Below are 18,243 nucleotides of genomic sequence, written 5' to 3' on the forward strand. Positions count from 1 at the left end.
GGATACCGTTGTTAATTAATTTAAAATGGTATACTTTTGAAATGAAATAGTGGTATACTTTTCAGTTGAAATAAACACTTCTTCACTGATGTTATAGATCTCTGCCAGGGTCATCTCTTCATCTGTTGAATAGTCCATTTGTTGTTCCTGTAGTAGCCTGTTGGCTTTTGCAGAAGAAAGCGCCTTGAATTCATATGCTGATTTCAAACGGCCTTTGCGTTTAAGGGCGGGATCGATGTTTTGAACATCTGTGTTAAAGGTGGCAATGATTTGAATGCCCAGGGATTCTCCCAGGATCCCGTCGGTGATGTTGAGGATCATGGCCAGGTTGGAGTTGCGTTTTTGATCACGGGAAACCACCAGCTCTTCGGCATCTTCTATGACCAGGATGGAATTAGGATTTTTCATCAAATAGCGGGTCATAAGGATGTTGTCAAGATTCTGCGCCATTTGTCCCGGAAGAAAGACGATCTTCTTTTCTACCAGTCCGCACAGGTGCCGTATGTAGGTGCTCTTCCCGGTGCCGGGTTTTCCATAGAGCAGGTGGAGACCGCTTTTGCCTTCTTCCTGTAGGATATCCAGCATCTTCTGGTGAAAAGTATCGAAGCCATCGTTGTAACTCAAAGACAGATCAAGCTGTGGCTTGACAAAATCCACTTTTTTATTGTCCAATCCATGAGGCTGAGAAATAATAAGATTGATCTGTGCCTTGTTTTTCTCTTTCTGCTCCAATTCTTCAATAAAATGGATGACCTCCTTAAGCAGCTCATCATGTTCATTTTTATAATTAAGGATGACCTCATCATTCGTCTTTTCCAGTATGATGCTGTTTTGCAGCACATAGAGGTATTCATTTTTCCAGGCTTCCCGCACCGAATGCTTTTCATAATGATAACCCTCGATTTTCTCCTGAAACCGCTTAGGAAACCCGACGTGAAACTTTTTTAGATCCACCTCTCCAAAAGTGGTGGTGCTGGGGTACTTTCCAAAATAGCTCATGTACAACATTTTATGGTTGAGATAGCCCCACTTATCGATGAGATCTTTAAGTTGAAAACCGGGTAAGAGATTAGGTTCTGTGTTATTTCCGTAGTTCATAGGATCAGTCTTATTAGATTCAGTAAAAAAATCCGCCCCAGCTTCCGTTCTCCTGTCACCCTACATTCCGGAAGAATTTCTGCCGGGTCGGATGTTTCAAAGGTGATCATGGCTTGCGTCAATTCGTGACGCATAAAATATTATTTGCAGGCTTTTGGAGGTGTTTTTTTGACCGGAAAAGGGTGATCTTAACTCATGTACAGGTGTGCCCAAAGAACCTGTGTTGGGTAAAAAAGTAGTGAGGAAACAGGTATAATCCAGGGGCAAATTTCATACTTCCTGATATCTTTATAATTCAGAAGTTGATCTGAATTGTTTAGCAGTCATATCGCGTGAAATTTCACTCTTCATTTTAGAATACTCTTCTTTCGAGATTTCGACTATTTCCTTTACCTCCCCATTATTATCAAGTTTCGCTATGGAATATTCCGGCATCTTTTGAGTACTTGCTAATGAAGGGTCAACTAGAGGTGTTCCTTCCACTACAATTTTGGACTGTCCGTATAGAATTGCCCACCACGATTTAGAATAAACAACCCCATCTACCAGGGCAACGGCACCTGGAGTAGCTTCTATCGCGCGATCTATGGCTTCTTTTAAATGAGGCCTTCCGAAGGGAATCCACAGAATGATATGTATCTTATCAACACCCTCATTTCTCGCCTTGGCACGGGTGAAGGAGCCCGCTCTTGAAAGATCAACATTCTTTGTTGAAATAATGGTAAAATCAGTAATTCGGTAAGAACAGCTTGCAAGCAGTATACTTGCTAAAATTAAAAGAGAAATTTTTTTCATTAATAAAGGTTTTTAATCCATTTCAATCTCAAAAACGGGGAAATTTTTTTTAGCGTGAGATTGTAGTTTTAAAATTGAAAAAGAGCAATGACTAAAACTAACGCCTTCTGGCACAAACATAATTTTAGCATGTAAAACTTCCTTACGGTTTCCCGTAAAATTCCTGGACTTTTCAGTTTTCGGATATGTTAGTCTTTTCTATTTTCGCAGCTATGAAATGGCCCCGATATTTTTTAATGCTCCCGATGCTCTTCCTGATCTTTTTCGGCTGCAATGAATCCACAAAAAACAATCCTTTTGAAATAAGAGAAGATTCCGCAGAAGCTTACTTCCAAAGAGGTTTAAAAATTAAAGACCCTTCCAAAATGCTGGTTCATTTTAAAGAAGGGATTCGACTGGGAAAAATTAATAATGATACAATAAAGTTCTATCTTCTGGACGGGATTATCCATTCGTTTAACAAGCTGAAGGAATATGACAGTTCCATGGCTTATTCGGAAAGAATGATCCGGCAGGCCGGGAAGAGTGAAAATACCTATTTTGAGGCGCTGGGTTATTACCGTAAAGCTACTGTTTATCGAAATCTCAATAACTCGGAAGAAGCTTTCCGAAATTACTTTCTTTCCAGGCAAAGATTTTTAAGTGTTGGCGATAGTATAAGGGCGGGCAAACGTTCCCTTGAAATGGCCAATGCCCAGGCCAGAATGGCAGATTATGTTGGAAGTCAGGAGAATGCCACCACAGCTTTAAGATTGCTTTCCAGGGATAAGGATTCCGCTTTTATCAGTAGCGCTTATAATTTAATCGCTATCTCTTACAGCAACCGGGGTTTCCCAAAAGATGCTATCAGGGAATATAAAAATGCCATGAAATATTCAGCATCTCTGGAGGACAGCCTGTCATATCTCAATAATATAGCACTGGTTATGCGAAATGAAGCTGAATATGAAAAGGCCCTGGAAACTTTCGAAGAGATTTTGAAAAATGCAGATCATGTTAATGAAAACTCAGAAGCGCGATTTATAGATAACTATGCCTACACCAGATGGATACAGGATTCCACGGCCAGCGTGATTGAAGAGCTTACTTAAGCTCTAAACATTCGGTTAAAGAACAACGAGCTGGATGGGTTAAACTCCAGTTATGAACATCTTTCTAATTACTTCGAAAATAAAGAACCTAATAAGGCACTGGCTTATTCTTTAAAATGGCTGGAAAACACAAAAAAGAATGCCAGTCCTAATTCAGAACTGAATGCCTTAAAAAGTATCATTAAACTCTCTTCAGCTAAAAAAGCAAAAAAATACACCAGTAGATATATAAGCTTAAACGACAGCCTTCAAAATGCAAATCTTAAGGCCAAAAATACTTTTGCCAAGATTAAATATGACGAAGAGCAGAAACAGGATGAAATTGACCACCTGGAAGCGGAGACAACTCAGCAAAAAGTTGAAGCAAAAGAATTAAAAAACAAAATTATCATCACATCCCTGGGAGGCTTGCTGATATTTATAAGCAGCGGCTTCGGATTTTATTATTTAAAACAAAAGCATAGCAGGGAAAAGATCAGGCAAGCTCACCAAACAGAGACCAGGATTTCAAAGAAGATCCACGACGAATTAGCTAATGATCTCTATAATGTAATGGGTGGAATGCAGGGAATTGCACCAACTGACCTGATGGATAAACTGGAACATATTTATCATCGCACGAGAAATATTTCACGCGAGAACAGCAGCATTCCACTGGACCAAAACTATCTTCCGCATTTACTATCTACTTTAATTTCTACTACAGAAAACTCCAGGATTATCATACGTGGTGAAAACAGCATTGACTGGAATAGACTTAATCCTGAGAAAAAAATTATTCTTTACCGGGTGCTGCAGGAGATGATGATCAATATGAATAAACACAGCAAGGCAAGTTTAGTGGCAATCATATTTTCTGAGGATAAAAATTTATTAAATGTTCAATATTCGGATAACGGAATTGGATTTTTGAATAATAGCCTAAAATCGGGAAATGGCATTCAAAATATGGAAAACCGTATTTTTTCAGTAAAAGGAAAGCTTAATTTTGAAACCGAACCGGGCAAAGGTTTAAAAGTTTTAATCCAGATCCCCATTTAGTTTTCCAGCATGTTTAAAAAAGTTTTAGTAGCAGAAGATATGGACAGCATCAATCATGCTGTAGCCTCTGTTTTAAAGGAGCTTAAAATTCCCGAAGCCCATCATGCTCAATATTGCGACAAGGCATGGCTTATGGCAAAAAAAGCATCTCAGGAGAATGAACCTTTTGATTTGCTTATTTGTGATCTTTCATTTAAACAAGATCACCGGCAGGAAAAAATTAAATCCGGAAAAGAACTTATTGCACTGTTGAAAACTGAAAATCCGGAACTAAAGGTATTGGTAAACTCTATTGAAGATCATCCGCAAACGGTAAAAGAACTTTGGGAATCTGGGCATATAGAGGCTTATGTATGTAAAGACCGCAATGGACTAAAAGAATTGAAGGAGGCTATTAAAAGCCTTAACAGAGATATGGCCTACAACTCACCTTCTATTGAAAAGATATTGAAACAGAACAACCTGCTTGCTTTAGACGATTTTGAAATAAATATTGTTAAATACCTGGCGAAGGGATTTTCCCAAGATGAAATTCAGGAAAAACTGAAGAGCATGAATATTAGGCCTAACAGTAAAAGTGCCATTGAAAAAAAACTAAAAAGCCTAAGGGAAGAATTTAATGCCAACACCAATCCGCATCTTATTTACATTATGCAGGATTTGAGATTAATATAAGCAAGAATGCCGGTTCCGGGAGAAAGCGGGTTGAGTAGGGTCGAACGCTTCCCCGGAGTCCGGCATTTAATTTTGGCAAAATAAGGTAATTTCAAGAACAATACGCCCTATTTGATTTTGATATTATTCTTCACAAATTTTCTTATCTGCCCCCGCCGCCACATGATTCGCTGAATGAAATTAAGGCCGTTCATATCCAGTCCCGAACCAGCCATTTTGCCAAGCATGAGTACCCTGGATTAAATCTTCATTTTTCTCAAGGTCCAGATCATTGTTAAAATCAAAACATCTTTTCATCGCTATGAAACGTAAACAACATCAAATTGAGATTAATGCCTCCATGGTACAAGTATGGCAAATCCTATGAGGAAAGGAGAGGTACCCTAAAAAGATTTCAGCATTTGCAGAAGGCTCAAAGGTTGAAACCAACTGACAGGAAGAGAAGTAAATTATATAAATGCTGAAAATGAAGGAATGTTCTCAAAAATCACCTGCCATTTTATTTACGAACAGCACTGGCTCTTTAGCTTCAAAGTAAAATAAGAGGGTATTCCATTCTTTTAGTTTTACATTTTAATATAGTAAGGATTTTTATTTCTATGTCTGCTTTCAGCACCAGGAATTTTAGAATGTATTTTTATAGTTACATTTGTAAAAGAAACCTGCAAGAATGGCCGGAGAAGATATTAGATGGCATCAGCGCTTTAAGAATTTTGAAAAAGCCTTGATCCAATTGAATAAGGCGACAGACTTAAGCAAAAAACGAGAACTCTCAGAACTCGAAAAACAAGGGCTTATCCAGTCTTTTGAATTTACCCATGAGCTGGCCTGGAATGTAATGAAAGATTATTTTGCTTACCAGGGCAATCCTGAAATAAGAGGAAGCCGGGATGCCACACGTGAAGCTTTTAAATTTGGGTTAATCAAAGACGGAGATACCTGGATGGATATGATTATTAGTCGAAATAGAACTACTCATACTTATGACGAAGAAACGGCTATAGAAATAGTAGATGCCATTTTAGAAAAATATGCAGCACAATTCAACAACTTTAAAGAAAAAATGCTGAGCATTAGTAAGGAAGCTGAATAATAATGAATTTTGGATTAAAAGAACATGTACTTCTAAAACTAAGAAAGGTTTTCCGTTCTTTTCCGGGAATCAAAGAGGCATTGATCTATGGCTCTAGGGCTTTGGGAACTTACCGGGAAGGATCTGACATTGATATTACCTTAAAAGCAGACCTGAGTTTCGAGGAATTAATTCAGGTTGAGCGAAAACTTGATGATCTAATGTTGCCCTATACGATTGATTTATCCATTTATCAAAAACTTTCTAATCCTGATTTGATAGACCATATAAACAGGGTTGGAAAGCAAATCTACATAAAAGAAACCATAGAAAAATAACCTTGAGGTTTTAAAGATGGCAAAATTGAGAATCCCCAGGAAATTAAAAAAAGAGCTAAAAAAAGGGTTTTGGTTTTATCCTCCCGATGAAAATGGAAGTTCCCTCCACGCCTCACCTTCGCGTGATATTAATGATTTCATGGCCTATAAAAAAGGAGTGTTGACAAACCTGGTGGACAAGCATGGTTCCCGGCAGCGGCTTATGGAATTTCGCAGTAAAATCAATAAACCAACACTCATTTCTGATGATGAGCTAAAAAACTATGTGGATAAAATAATTAGAAAAGACCTCAGGAATTCTTCTTATCAAATTTTATCGGAAGCTAAAAAACATCCTCGTGCAGTTATTGCCGAAGATTCTTATGGAAATATTTGTTGCATGGCCATAGACAGGGCGAAGGAATTATTGAGGAAGAATTGAGTCTTTAGAATTTCCCTAAAATAGATGGCCTATCCACGACCTCTTTAACAAAGCACTTTTATTGGAGTAAAAGAATTCTTGGCGTCTATCCAGTTTTTATGCGCCCTGAACTTTAATTTCACTGAATAGATTTTACTCCTTTACGGGATTAGGGAGTAAACTCAGCGGGCCGACAAGAAAGATCCTGAAAAAGTACTGCTGTGTGTTCGTTCTAAACACAACTATAATGTACGGCACGATCAGCCGAAGATCATCCTTGATTTTTAACACTTAAAGCCACTTCTCTGAAGAGAATAGACCACTACTAATGAAGAAGAAAAAAATAAAAAAGCCATGGCCCACAAAAGCTGCCATGGTGCAGATCTATAAAAACAATTTGTGGGGTGGTAAGGAAGCTGAATTCTATTCAGGTTTAGGCTCACATCATCCTGAGACAGTAAAACCGTATACAGCTGTAGTATCCGGTTTTTTAGAAGGCTTTGAAACTCCGCCGACAGTTTGTGACCTGGGTTGCGGGGATTTCAATGTTGGGAAAGAACTGGTAAAATATTGTAAAAAGTACATTGCTATAGACATAGTTCCGGAGCTAATAGCGCATAATAAAGAAGAATTCAAAGCAGCTAATTTAAAGTTCCAGACCCTGGATATTGCAAAGGATAAATTGCCTCCGGGAGATTGTGCAATTCTAAGGCAGGTGCTGCAACATTTATCAAATTCGGAAATCAAGAGTGTGGTAGAAAAACTGTACGATTTCAAATATGTCATTCTCACCGAACACTTACCTGAAGAAGATTTTGAACCCAACAAAGATATTATTTCCGGCCAGGGCATCAGGCTAAAAAAACAAAGTGGTATAAACCTTTTAGCATCACCGTTTAACTTTAATGTCAGAGAAGAAAAGCAATTATTAGCGGTTCCTTCTCCCGGATTCAAAGGATTATTAGTAACTACGTTCTATAAGGTATATTAGAGAGTAATACCTGCGATTTCAATTTTTTGTTTTATTTTAAAAATAGACTTTTTAATGTCGCTACTTCTTCAAAAAAATAATATAATTCTCTAACAATCCCCGTATTTGCTCTGCCGCCACAGGATTTGCCGAGTGAACATGAAATTTTAGGTTGCGCAGATCCAAACCCGATTCATACACCAGCCATTTGGCCGCGGCATAACCATCAGGTGCTAACTCTTCATTTTCGTCCAATCCCAGGTCGTTGTCAAAACTTATAAAATCCGGCAGGCCATTTTCTTCAATATACTCTACAAATTGCCTGAAGCTGCGCACCACTACAAAAGCTTCTGCTTCAGAAGGAGTATAAACCATTTCAGGGTTTCGCAGATCATCCAGAAACAACTTCCTCATACTTTCCTTTTTTCTCAATTTTGATTCATCTATAGGGAAACTATACACTTTTAATTTCCTTATCCCAATCATATTATTTTGACTCCTCTGCTGCCCGATTGACTACAACTTATTAAAATGGCTATTTCTCTGATATTGCTTTAGTAAACTTTTTAACTAAATTATACTCACTCCTTTCCTATCTCCACTCGAATTCCCTTGGTATGCCCTGAAAATTCAGGGGCATATGCTTTTAATGGAGGTAATCCCATTGGAGAAGTATCCGGCATTATTTGCCCTCACCGTATATTCCAATATATAACTTCCTTTTGGAAGAGTATCGAAAAAGAAATGAGTTGCGGCATCACGCGTACTTTGATAATAGGCGGTTCTATCCTGATATTTATATTTCGATAAAACATCTGTAGGTTCAAAGCTTCTGCGTTAATGCATCTGCTAAGGAAACCTTACCTGTTATTTCAAGTGAATCGATGGTATTCCAGGTATCAGCTAAAGGCAAATTTTGAGTTCTGGCAAAATTGGAGAGAAGGAATAGGGTTCCTATGAACATTTTTTTCATGAAATAGTTATCATTGGTAGTGATTAAATTTAAGAAATAAACGACAAGACCTAAGTTTTTAATCCTTTTTTCAGCCTGATTTTCAATTCTAAAAATCAAATTCGTTAAACCGAGACCAATCCGGTGATGAATTTTCTTTGCTTCTGAAAAGAGTAATTAATCTATATTTATAAAAAACCGGTTGAAGATTTTCTGGTCAGTCAACGTTTAGCTTTTCTTTTTTTGTCGCATGGCTTATAGGTTGTGGTTGAAGTTGACGCATTTTTACTAAAAAACAAGTTTTATTCAAATTTTAAAGTGCTAAAATATAACAATTTGACAACTATAACGCGGCGTTAGTCCGTTACCCTCTTGCTACCCAACTTACTTTTAAACCAGAGTTCAGTTTTCATTTCGAGGTAAATCTGAAAAATTTTTTTTTGCTCTGATCTTGCCTATTTTACCTAAAAAAAGCCACCCCGAAAGGTGGCATATCTTTGAATTGCTGCTCTGTTTTAAACCAATTTAATTTTTTACGCAAGCTGAAGATGATTTAAATCATCTGATAATTTTTGTAATCCTTTTGAAATTTGTTCCATTCTTTTATCAGAAATAGGTACTAAGCCTTTTGCATACTGTCTAAAAAGACCTGGATTGATACCGGTATACGCGGCAAATGCAGTTTTATTAATTACTTTATAGTGAGAGAAAAACTGCTCTAAATCTATCACATAATTAATTTTTAGATCAGTGATTTTTGGTACTTCTTCACCTTGTTCTTCCAAATACTCTAATTCGTATTGGATCACTTCGTTAATATTTCTTTTAATCTCTCCCAATGAATCCCCAACGGTTGTGAGACCATCTACTTCTTTAATATAGGCAGATAAACCGGTATTAGTGAATTCTATAATTACGGTAAGGGGGCTAGTTTCTTTTAAGTTGTCATGAAAATTATGCATAGGTCTTGAATATTTAGGTTTTGAATATTTAATATTAGTATTTGGAAAAGCGGATTAATTAAGACCCGCTTTTTTCAAAATACTGTTGTACGTTCCTTTAGCCATTTCCTTAGAATGGTGCCGGGCAACGGTAAGCTGTCCCTGCTTCGTAGGATGTCGATACAAGTCGTGATTTGCTCCATTACGGTGCAAGTACCAACCATCCTTTTTTAGCAGTTTCAGCAGTTCTGAAACTTTAGCCATTTACTTCTGGTTTAATGATGAAACAATAATTCAAAGAACATTCCGCTTGCGCTAGTACAAATATATATCATCTTTGCTATATATAGCATATATGCTATAAAAATTTATTTGACTTTAACATTTCTAAAGAATTTTAAGATGATTTGAAATTGAAATTTGTTATGATTTGAAATTTGAATTGTTATTCGATTCAGTTAAGAGCCGCTATGATTCAATGGCTTTTTTCTCATATAAGGTGTCTTTGATTTCAGCCACTCTTTCCACAGCTGAAATATGAATGCGATAGGCAATTCCTTTTAAATATTTCATGTGGTTCTAATTCACATTTAGCAGTAGCTTCCACACCTTTCCCCCAAAGCTTGGCATCTGAAATTTCTTTGTACGTGAGGGACTTTTTTATCAGGTACCTTTCCCTTAACTGGCCAACTTAAGCATTAACATCTGATCTATGAGCTATAACCAGATCATTCATTTCTAAATACTGTACAAAATATTTCAGGAACTCCTAGCATCTATTAATCCATTCATGTTAAAAATTTTTATTAAATTATCTTTTAGGTTCTTGGAAAGTTGGATTCTTGGAATTATATAAAGATCTTGGACCATAACTGAGGATGTAATGGTAATATTCAAATTCCGACTCCCCTTTTTCATTTGGGTTAAATATTATTAGAAAAAGATTTGCACTTCGAAAGGCTAAAGCTTGTGAGAGATATGTTCGTTTTTAATTGTTATACTGGATTGGCTTACTCGGATGTGAAAAACTAACAGAAGCTAATATAATCACTGGAATAGACGGTGGCAAATGGATAAGGATCAAGAGAACCAAACAAAATCCCTGAGCAGTATTCCACTATTACCAATAGCCGAAGAAATTATTGATCGCTAGCAGGATTATCCGGAGGTAAAAATGTGTAAGTGTATTCTACCCGTGCTGAGCAATCAAAAATCCAATGCTTTTCTAAAAGAAATTGCAATGGTGTGCGGAATACGAAAGCCTTTTACCACTCAACTGGCCCGGCATAGATTTGCAACCACTATTGCGCTAACAAACGAAGTTCCTATTGAATCGGTAAGTATAATGTTCGGACACAAATATCTCATAACCATCCAATTATAGACTTCATTTAAAACAAAGAACCAGGTTCACTTAAAAAAACATCTACACTACCGTTCCTACAAAATATACCATCAAGTATTAGAAATATTAACTAATAAAGATGAAAAAAACATTCAAAAATCGTCAACTTATTTCAGTACAAGACATAATAAAAAGTCCGGATTTTCAGGCCGGACTTGTATTCTGAAAATTATTTTATTTTTATCTTATTACGATTTGTTTTTCATAAGACCTTCCATCACCGGTCACCAATTTACAAATATACATACCGCTCATTAGATTACCTCTTTCAAACCTTACTTCAATTACTTCATTGGCCTTAACAACTGATGAATAAAGATTTTTTAATTTTCTTCCATTTATATCGAATATCCACAGATCTGCTTTCAATTCATTTTTAAGGCTAAACTTAATGTCTGCGTAAGAATTCATTGGGTTAGGAGCAACTTCCAGAGAATTTAAATTTTCTATTTGCAGAGTTTGAGCCTCAGTAATTGAATAGGCCTTTTCAGAAGTCTCAGATGACTTATTATTTGGTCCTTTAGGTTTATGAATGACGATTGAACCGCCGCCTATAATTGTAGCATCGTTGGAATTTTCGTCAACCATCCATTGATTATCGTATAGAACTCCAGAAGAATTGTCTTTCCATATTTTAATTCGGAATTTATCTACTCCACCACCTCCGGAAACATCTCCATCAATCGCAATCAACAGGAATTTATGTGTACCGGCACCATTAACAGTTCCAACCCCTCGATAGGTTGCTTTGGCTCCTGAAATTACCAGTGACATATTATCGTGAGAAATACTCTTAAGATGTAAATCCCCAGCCTGGAATTGGAAGTTTGTATTACCATCAACTTCAGTCATATTGTTCTTACCATTCTTATATTTCGCGTTAAAACCAAAGTTTGCTTTACCAGTTGCTCCAGATTCCATCGCTGTTCCTGGAGATTGGATCCATCCACCTCCGGTCACAAAACCTCCATCAGGATCGTAAACCGGTAAGTAAGCTTCAGATTCTGAACATCCACCTCCGGCAACTACTGTTACTTTATACACATCAGATGGCAGATTAGGTACTGTCACAGTAGCTATCCCATTTGATCCGGTTGTGGTTGTATAAGCCTGTGCAAATATCCCTGTATTTGTATTGTTATATTCAGACAATGTAAATGTTACACTCACCCCAGCTACAGCCGGTGTTACCTGGGCTGAAAGCGTTGCTGTAGTTCCTAATTGAACTGGATTACTACTTGTGCTGGCATCGATGGTTACTCCATTTATAGTTAACATCCCTTCTTCAAAAGAAATATCATAATTATCAGAAATTAAACCGGCAGGAGTAATTATAAAAATTCCCGCTTCACTGTTATCAGAATTAGTGTTGAAATGCAGTTCGCCATTTAAATTGTCTCTACCTTCGCCAGGTACGAAACCATCGTAACTTACAGAAAATTCCGGGTCGTTTTGTCCGCAGTATTTTTCTGCGTCATTTGCTTTAATAGTGAGAGCTTTAGCTGTAATATCAGCAAGAGCTGTAGCCGTGGCATTGAAGCTGTAGTTAGCAGCATCGGTACCAGCGGTAGCGATATCTGCAGTCACCGTTTTATCGGTTCCAACATTCTTATCATCAAAGTTTCCATTGCTTGCCGAAGCAGTAACATCATCTGATCCAAGGATTCCTGCAATACCAGCTACCACAACTGTGGCGTCGGTAGTGGCATCGTACTCCTTATCATCAGCAGTAATACTTACAGTCAGAGCGGCCTGGGTAATATCAGCAAAAGCCGTAGCCATGGCATTAAAGCTGTAGTTTCCAGCATCGGTACCAGCGGTAGCAATATCTGCAGTCACCGTCTTATTGGTTCCAACATTCTTATTATCAAAACTTCCGTTAGAAGCACTGGCGGTCACATCATCTGATCCAAGGATTCCCGAAACATCAGCTACCACAACTGTGGCAGCTGTAGTGGCATCATACTCCTTATCATCAGCAGTAATGCTTACGGTCAGAGCGGCCTGGGTAATATCAGCAAGAGCTGTAGCCGTGGCATTGAAGCTGTAGTTACCAGCATCAGTACCAGCGGTAGCAATATCAGCAGTCACCGTCTTATTGGTTCCGACATTCTTATTATCAAAGTTTCCGTTGCTTGCCGAAGCAGTCACATCATCTGATCCAAGGATTCCTACTATGTTGGAAACTTCAACTGTGACAGCTGTAGTGGCATCATACTCCTTATCATCCGCAGTAATACTTACGGTCAGAGCGGCCTGGGTAATATCAGCAAGAGCTGTAGCCGTAGCATTGAAGCTGTAGTTACCAGCATCAGTACCAGCAGTAGCAATATCTGCAGTCACCGTCTTATCGGTTCCGACATTCTTATTATCAAAACTTCCGTTAGAAGCACTGGCAGTAACATCATCTGATCCAAGGATTCCCGAAACATCAGCTACCACAACTGTGGCGTCGGTAGTGGCATCGTACTCCTTATCATCCGCAGTAATACTTACAGTCAAAGCGGCCTGGGTAATATCAGCAAAAGCCGTAGCCGTGGCATTGAAGCTGTAGTTAGCAGCATCGGTACCAGCGGTAGCAATATCTGCAGTCACCGTTTTATCGATTCCGACATTCTTATTATCAAAACTTCCGTTAGAAGCACTCGCGGTAACATCATCTGATCCAAGGATTCCCGAAACATCAGCTACCACAACTGTGGCATCCGTAGTAGCATCGTACTCCTTATCATCAGCAGTGATGTTTACGGTCAAAGCTGCCTGGGTGATATCAGCAAGAGCTGTAGCCATAGTATTGAAGCTGTAGTTTCCAGCATCGGTACCAGCGGTAGCAATATCTGCAGTCACCGTCTTATTGGTTCCAACATTCTTATCATCAAAACTTCCATTGCTTGCCGAAGCAGTCACATCATCTGATTCAAGGATTCCTACTATGTTGGAAACTTCAACTGTGGCAGCTGTAGTGGCATCGTACTCCTTATGATCCGCAGTAATACTTACGGTCAGAGCGGCCTGGGTGATATCAGCAAGAGCTGTAGCCGTGGCATTGAAGCTGTAGTTAGCAGCATCGGTACCAGCAGTAGCAATATCAGCAGTCACCGTCTTATTGGTTCCGACATTCTTATCATCAAAACTTCCATTGCTTGCCGAAGCAGTCACATCATCTGATCTAATAATTCCTGCAATACCAGCTACCACAACTGTGGCGTCGGTAGTGGCATCGTACTCCTTATCATCAGCAGTAATACTTACGGTCAGAGCGGCCTGGGTAATATCAGCAAAAGCCGTAGCCGTGGCATTGAAGCTGTAGTTTCCAGCATCGGTACCAGCAGTAGCGATATCTGCAGTCACCGTCTTATTGGTTCCGACATTCTTATCATCAAAACTTCCATTGCTTGCCGAAGCAGTCACATCATCTGATCCAAGGATTCCTACTATGTTGGAAACTTCAACTGTGGCAGCTGTAGTGGCATTGTACTCCTTATCATCAGCAGTAATACTTACGGTCAGAGCTGCCTGGGTAATATCAGCAAGAGCTGTAGCCGTAGCATTGAAGCTGTAGTTACCAGCATCAGTACCAGCGGTAGCAATATCAGCAGTCACCGTCTTATTGGTTCCGACATTCTTATCATCAAAACTTCCATTGCTTGCCGAAGCAGTAACATCATCTGATCCAAGGATTCCTACTATGTTGGAAACTTCAACTGTGGCAGCTGTAGTGGCATCGTACTCCTTATCATCCGCAGTAATACTTACAGTCAAAGCGGCCTGGGTAATATCAGCAAAAGCCGTAGCCGTGGCATTAAAGCTGTAGTTTCCAGCATCGGTACCAGCGGTAGCGATATCTGCAGTCACCGTTTTATCGGTTCCGACATTCTTATCATCAAAGTTTCCATTGCTTGCCGAAGCAGTCACATCATCTGATCCAAGGATTCCTACTATGTTGGAAACTTCAACTGTGGCAGCTGTAGTGGCATTGTACTCCTTATCATCAGCAGTAGTACTTATGGTCAGAGCGGCCTGGGTAATATCAGCAAAAGCCGTAGCCGTGGCATTGAAGCTGTAGTTTCCAGCATCGGCACCAGCGGTAGCAATATCTGCAGTCACCGTTTTATCAGTTCCGACATTCTTATCATCAAAACTTCCATTGCTTGCCGAAGCAGTCACATCATCTGATCCAAGGGTTCCCGAAACACCAGCTACCACAACTGTGGCGTCGGTAGTGGCATTGTACTCCTTATCATCAGCAGTAATACTTACGGTCAGAGCTGCCTGGGTGATATCAGCAAGAGCTGTAGCCGTGGCATTGAAGCTGTAGTTAGCAGCATCGATACCAGCGGTGGCGATATCTGCAGTCACCGTCTTATTGGTTCCGACATTCTTATCATCAAAACTTCCGTTAGAAACACTGGCGGTCACATCATCTGATCCAAGGATTCCCGAAACATCAGCTACCACAACTGTGGCGTCGGTAGTGGCATTGTACTCCTTATCATCAGCAGTAATACTTACGGTCATAGCTGCCTGGGTAATATCAGCAAGAGCTGTAGCCGTGGCATTAAAGCTGTAGTTTCCAGCATCGGTACCAGCGGTAGCAATATCTGCAGTCACCGTTTTATCGGTTCCAACATTCTTATCATCAAAGTTTCCATTGCTTGCCGAAGCAGTCACATCATCTGATCCAATAATTCCTGCAATACCAGCTACCAAAACGGTAGCATCCGTAGTGGTATCGTACTCCTTATCATCAGCAGTAATACTTACAGTCAGAGCGGCCTGGGTGATATCAGCAAAAGCCGTAGCCGTAGTATTGAAGCTGTAGTTACCAGCATCAGCACCAGCGGTGGCAATATCAGCAGTCACCGTTTTATCGGTTCCAACATTCTTATCATCAAAACTTCCATTGCTTGCCGAAGCAGTTACATCATCTGATCCAAGGATTCCGGAAACACCAGCTACCACAACTGTGGCGTCGGTAGTGGCATCGTACTCCTTATCATCAGCAGTAATACTTACGCTCAGAGCTGCCTGGGTAATATCAGCAAAAGCCGTAGCCGTGGCATTAAAGCTGTAGTTTCCAGCATCGGTACCAGCAGAAGCAATATCAGCAGTCACCGTCTTATCGGTTCCGACATTCTTATTATCAAAACTTCCATTGCTTGCCGAAGCAGTCACATCATCTGATCCAAGGATTCCCGAAACACCAGCTACCAAAACGGTGGCAGCTGTAGTGGCATCGTACTCCTTATCATCGGCAGTAATACTTACGGTCAGAGCGGCCTGGGTAATATCAGCAAAAGCCGTAGCCGTGGCATTGAAGCTGTAGTTTCCAGCATCGGTACCAGCGGTAGCGATATCTGCAGTCACCGTTTTATCGGTTCCAACATTCTTATCATCAAAGTTTCCATTGCTTGCCGAAGCAGTAACATCATCTGATCCAAGGATTCCAGAAATACCAGCGATCACAACTGTGGCGTCCGTAGTGGCATCGTATTCTCTATCGTCAGCAGTGATGCTTACGGTAAGAGCTGCCTGGGTGATATCAGCATTTGCATCGGTAACTGTTGTCAAATTATAATTCCCTGCTGCAGTTCCAGATAGAGAATAACCATTTAAAATAACAGTCTTAGCAATTCCAACATTTTTATTATCAAAAGTCGCAGTACCACCATTTAGATTAACGTTATCTGTACCTACTATACCAATCAAAGATCGGGAATTCACTATTGCAGATGTATTCCCATCATATACCTTGTTGCTTACTGTAAAACTTCCGGTGATATCTCTTGCAATGATATCAGCTGTAGTTGTTCCTATTGAAAGCAGGTTGTAGTTGCCAGAGGCAGTTCCTGCAAGTGTTGCTCCTGTAAGTGTTACAATCTTACCTGTTCCTGCTGAGGCAGTAGCAAATGTTGCCGTACCACCGGTTAAACTTACGTTTGCTGCATCTGTTGAGAGCACACCTGTTAAGCTCCTTGTAGCAACAGTTGCAGAGGTATTACCATCATATACCTTGTTGCTTACTGTAAAGCTTCCGGTGATATCTTTTGCAAGGATATCAGCTGTAGTTGTTCCTATTGAAAGCAGGTTGTAGTTGCCAGAAACAGTTCCTGCAAGTGTTGCTCCTGTAAGTGTTACAGTCTTACCTGTTCCTGCTGAGGCAGTAGCAAATGTTGCCGTACCACCGGTTAAACTTACGTTTGATGCATCTGTTGAGAGCACACCTGTCAAGCTCCTTGTAGCAACAGTTGCAGATGTTTCACCATTATATACTTTGTTTCCTGCTGTAAAGCTTCCGGTGATATTCTTTTTGTTCACAGTAAGGCTTGCCGGAGCACTAGTTACAGTGCCGCAATTACCTGTAATTACTACTCGATAAGTACGTCCACTGAAACTAACATTAGGAGATGGAACAGTATAACTGTTTAAATTTGCACCCACATTATTCCATACTGATGGTGCGCCTGTTGTGTTATATTGCCATTGGTAGCTCAATCCATCACCACTAGCCCCAACCGAAAATATTGGATCTGGATCACCATATGTTATTATTTTGTCACTTGGAACAGTTGAAATTGAAGGAGAAACACAAGCAACCGCAGAATAGACGGCATTAATGGTTTGTCCTCCCATTCCATTATTTGCACCTTGCACAGAACCGCCAACAGCAGAATAAGTTGTACCAGAAATAATTAAATCGTTATAAGAATAAGTAACACTTTGGTCATTTCTAACGGGAATTGCTGGACTTGAAGGGCCGGGATAAACGAACTCTCGAGTACCTGAACTAGGGTTTGGTAAGGGTGCACTGCCTGATACAGTTACTACATTCCAAGTAACAATAATTTGATTTGTAGCGCCATTTGGTAATCCTGATGCAGTAAAAGTAACATTAGCGTCCGTAAACTCCGTAACTGCAATTCTACCTGAAGTTTGCCCGGTTGCCGTCAAGACAAAAGCAACACCAATATGATTAACCTTAATCAAAAACTCATTATAAAAAATATTACCATTCGCATCGGCAATAGCGAAATTATCATGGGAATTGACACAGGTTTCCGGTTTAGGAGTTTCCTCGAACGTAAAATCCACCCTCTCGCCTGGTTGCCAACCGGTTCCGGTTATAATTACATACTCTCCAGGAGCATAATCATCCTTATCGGTTGTTACAGTGGCCGTGGATGATGCAGTCTCATTTTGCTCATGGCCGGATCCCGTCTGCCCCACAATTGACATTGTTGGCAGTGCTAAAAACAATAGTAACAGCAAAATACCTGTTAGCCTATTAAACTTGAGTAATAGTGCAATCATTTTAAAGAAAGATTTAATTAATAAACTAAGCTAGTATCCTATTCAGGGGGAAGGACCATACTGGGTATCAAAAAGATAGGGCTTATTTCATACACAATATTTAAGTCAAATTAACAGAATTTTAATTTTTGTTTAGTTTAAAATTTAAACTTTT

At 39.5% G+C, this 18,243-nt stretch carries 14 protein-coding genes and 1 pseudogene; 8 read left to right on the forward strand and 7 right to left on the reverse strand.

What is annotated here, in order from left to right:
• Positions 1-15: 15 nt before the first annotated feature.
• Together AB8M93_RS06155 and AB8M93_RS06160 are read right to left on the reverse strand one after the other, a co-directional pair.
• Complete coding sequence (locus AB8M93_RS06155; RefSeq protein WP_373056702.1) at positions 16-1,098, reverse strand: AAA family ATPase; 1,083 nt, start codon at positions 1,096-1,098, stop codon at positions 16-18.
• Positions 1,099-1,386: 288 nt separating this feature from the next.
• Positions 1,387-1,893, reverse strand: coding sequence for a hypothetical protein (locus AB8M93_RS06160; RefSeq protein ID WP_373056703.1), 507 nt, complete (start codon positions 1,891-1,893; stop codon positions 1,387-1,389).
• A 212-nt stretch (positions 1,894-2,105) separates the two neighbouring features.
• On the opposite strand from AB8M93_RS06160, the gene AB8M93_RS06165 reads away from it, so the two are divergent.
• The 7 genes from AB8M93_RS06165 (at position 2,106) to AB8M93_RS06195 (ending at position 7,501) form a co-directional block, all read left to right on the forward strand.
• Positions 2,106-2,984: a tetratricopeptide repeat protein gene (locus AB8M93_RS06165; protein WP_373056704.1), complete on the forward strand. Its 879-nt coding sequence runs from the start codon at positions 2,106-2,108 to the stop codon at positions 2,982-2,984.
• Positions 2,985-3,392: 408 nt separating this feature from the next.
• Positions 3,393-4,025: a sensor histidine kinase gene (locus tag AB8M93_RS06170; protein WP_373056705.1), complete on the forward strand. Its 633-nt coding sequence runs from the start codon at positions 3,393-3,395 to the stop codon at positions 4,023-4,025.
• A gap of 9 nt (positions 4,026-4,034) precedes the next feature.
• Positions 4,035-4,700 carry a DNA-binding transcriptional response regulator gene (locus AB8M93_RS06175; protein WP_373056706.1) on the forward strand — a complete coding sequence of 222 codons (666 nt, stop codon included), beginning with the start codon at positions 4,035-4,037 and terminating at the stop codon, positions 4,698-4,700.
• 670 nt (positions 4,701-5,370) lie between these two features.
• Entirely contained in the window at positions 5,371-5,793 is a 423-nt protein-coding gene (locus AB8M93_RS06180; protein WP_373056707.1) for a nucleotidyltransferase substrate binding protein, read from the forward strand.
• Between the two features lie 2 nt (positions 5,794-5,795).
• A complete protein-coding gene (locus AB8M93_RS06185; RefSeq protein ID WP_373056708.1) occupies positions 5,796-6,110 on the forward strand; it encodes a nucleotidyltransferase domain-containing protein in 315 nt (104 codons plus the stop codon).
• Between the two features lie 16 nt (positions 6,111-6,126).
• Positions 6,127-6,531: a hypothetical protein gene (locus tag AB8M93_RS06190; RefSeq protein ID WP_373056709.1), complete on the forward strand. Its 405-nt coding sequence runs from the start codon at positions 6,127-6,129 to the stop codon at positions 6,529-6,531.
• A 307-nt stretch (positions 6,532-6,838) separates the two neighbouring features.
• A complete protein-coding gene (locus AB8M93_RS06195; RefSeq protein ID WP_373056710.1) occupies positions 6,839-7,501 on the forward strand; it encodes a class I SAM-dependent methyltransferase in 663 nt (220 codons plus the stop codon).
• Positions 7,502-7,561: 60 nt separating this feature from the next.
• Here the strand turns inward: AB8M93_RS06195 and AB8M93_RS06200 are convergent, their stop codons facing one another.
• The 4 genes and pseudogenes from AB8M93_RS06200 to AB8M93_RS06215 form a co-directional block, all read right to left on the reverse strand.
• Positions 7,562-7,894 carry a cyclic-phosphate processing receiver domain-containing protein gene (locus tag AB8M93_RS06200; protein WP_373056711.1) on the reverse strand — a complete coding sequence of 111 codons (333 nt, stop codon included), beginning with the start codon at positions 7,892-7,894 and terminating at the stop codon, positions 7,562-7,564.
• Between the two features lie 216 nt (positions 7,895-8,110).
• Positions 8,111-8,248 (reverse strand): annotated as a pseudogene (locus tag AB8M93_RS06205) (alpha-2-macroglobulin family protein); the annotation flags it as partial.
• A gap of 717 nt (positions 8,249-8,965) precedes the next feature.
• The gene (locus AB8M93_RS06210) at positions 8,966-9,394 is read right to left on the reverse strand and encodes a type II toxin-antitoxin system HicB family antitoxin (RefSeq protein ID WP_373056712.1); all 429 of its coding nucleotides are present in this window, start codon (positions 9,392-9,394) and stop codon (positions 8,966-8,968) included.
• A gap of 54 nt (positions 9,395-9,448) precedes the next feature.
• Entirely contained in the window at positions 9,449-9,637 is a 189-nt protein-coding gene (locus tag AB8M93_RS06215; RefSeq protein ID WP_373056713.1) for a type II toxin-antitoxin system HicA family toxin, read from the reverse strand.
• 910 nt (positions 9,638-10,547) lie between these two features.
• On the opposite strand from AB8M93_RS06215, the gene AB8M93_RS06220 reads away from it, so the two are divergent.
• Positions 10,548-10,757, forward strand: a complete 210-nt coding sequence (locus tag AB8M93_RS06220) for a site-specific integrase (protein ID WP_373056714.1) — start codon at positions 10,548-10,550, stop codon at positions 10,755-10,757.
• Between the two features lie 201 nt (positions 10,758-10,958).
• On the opposite strand, the gene AB8M93_RS06225 is transcribed toward AB8M93_RS06220, so the two are convergent.
• Entirely contained in the window at positions 10,959-18,089 is a 7,131-nt protein-coding gene (locus tag AB8M93_RS06225) for a YDG domain-containing protein (protein ID WP_373056715.1), read from the reverse strand.
• Positions 18,090-18,243: the final 154 nt, after the last annotated feature.

The sequence above is a fragment of the Autumnicola aciditolerans genome (assembly GCF_041679265.1).
GTDB lineage: Bacteria > Bacteroidota > Bacteroidia > Flavobacteriales > Flavobacteriaceae > Autumnicola.

What these genes read in the sequence shown, in the direction of transcription:
- AB8M93_RS06155 (WP_373056702.1), bottom strand. Translation starts at nt 1,098, where the DNA reads ATGAACTACGGAAATAACACAGAACCTAATCTCTTACCCGGTTTTCAA.
- AB8M93_RS06175 (WP_373056706.1), top strand. Translation starts at nt 4,035, where the DNA reads ATGTTTAAAAAAGTTTTAGTAGCAGAAGATATGGACAGCATCAATCAT.
- AB8M93_RS06160 (WP_373056703.1), bottom strand. Translation starts at nt 1,893, where the DNA reads ATGAAAAAAATTTCTCTTTTAATTTTAGCAAGTATACTGCTTGCAAGC.
- AB8M93_RS06180 (WP_373056707.1), top strand. Translation starts at nt 5,371, where the DNA reads ATGGCCGGAGAAGATATTAGATGGCATCAGCGCTTTAAGAATTTTGAA.
- AB8M93_RS06185 (WP_373056708.1), top strand. Translation starts at nt 5,796, where the DNA reads ATGAATTTTGGATTAAAAGAACATGTACTTCTAAAACTAAGAAAGGTT.
- AB8M93_RS06165 (WP_373056704.1), top strand. Translation starts at nt 2,106, where the DNA reads ATGAAATGGCCCCGATATTTTTTAATGCTCCCGATGCTCTTCCTGATC.
- AB8M93_RS06220 (WP_373056714.1), top strand. Translation starts at nt 10,548, where the DNA reads ATGTGTAAGTGTATTCTACCCGTGCTGAGCAATCAAAAATCCAATGCT.
- AB8M93_RS06225 (WP_373056715.1), bottom strand. Translation starts at nt 18,089, where the DNA reads ATGATTGCACTATTACTCAAGTTTAATAGGCTAACAGGTATTTTGCTG.
- AB8M93_RS06215 (WP_373056713.1), bottom strand. Translation starts at nt 9,637, where the DNA reads ATGGCTAAAGTTTCAGAACTGCTGAAACTGCTAAAAAAGGATGGTTGG.
- AB8M93_RS06190 (WP_373056709.1), top strand. Translation starts at nt 6,127, where the DNA reads ATGGCAAAATTGAGAATCCCCAGGAAATTAAAAAAAGAGCTAAAAAAA.
- AB8M93_RS06210 (WP_373056712.1), bottom strand. Translation starts at nt 9,394, where the DNA reads ATGCATAATTTTCATGACAACTTAAAAGAAACTAGCCCCCTTACCGTA.
- AB8M93_RS06195 (WP_373056710.1), top strand. Translation starts at nt 6,839, where the DNA reads ATGAAGAAGAAAAAAATAAAAAAGCCATGGCCCACAAAAGCTGCCATG.
- AB8M93_RS06200 (WP_373056711.1), bottom strand. Translation starts at nt 7,894, where the DNA reads ATGAGGAAGTTGTTTCTGGATGATCTGCGAAACCCTGAAATGGTTTAT.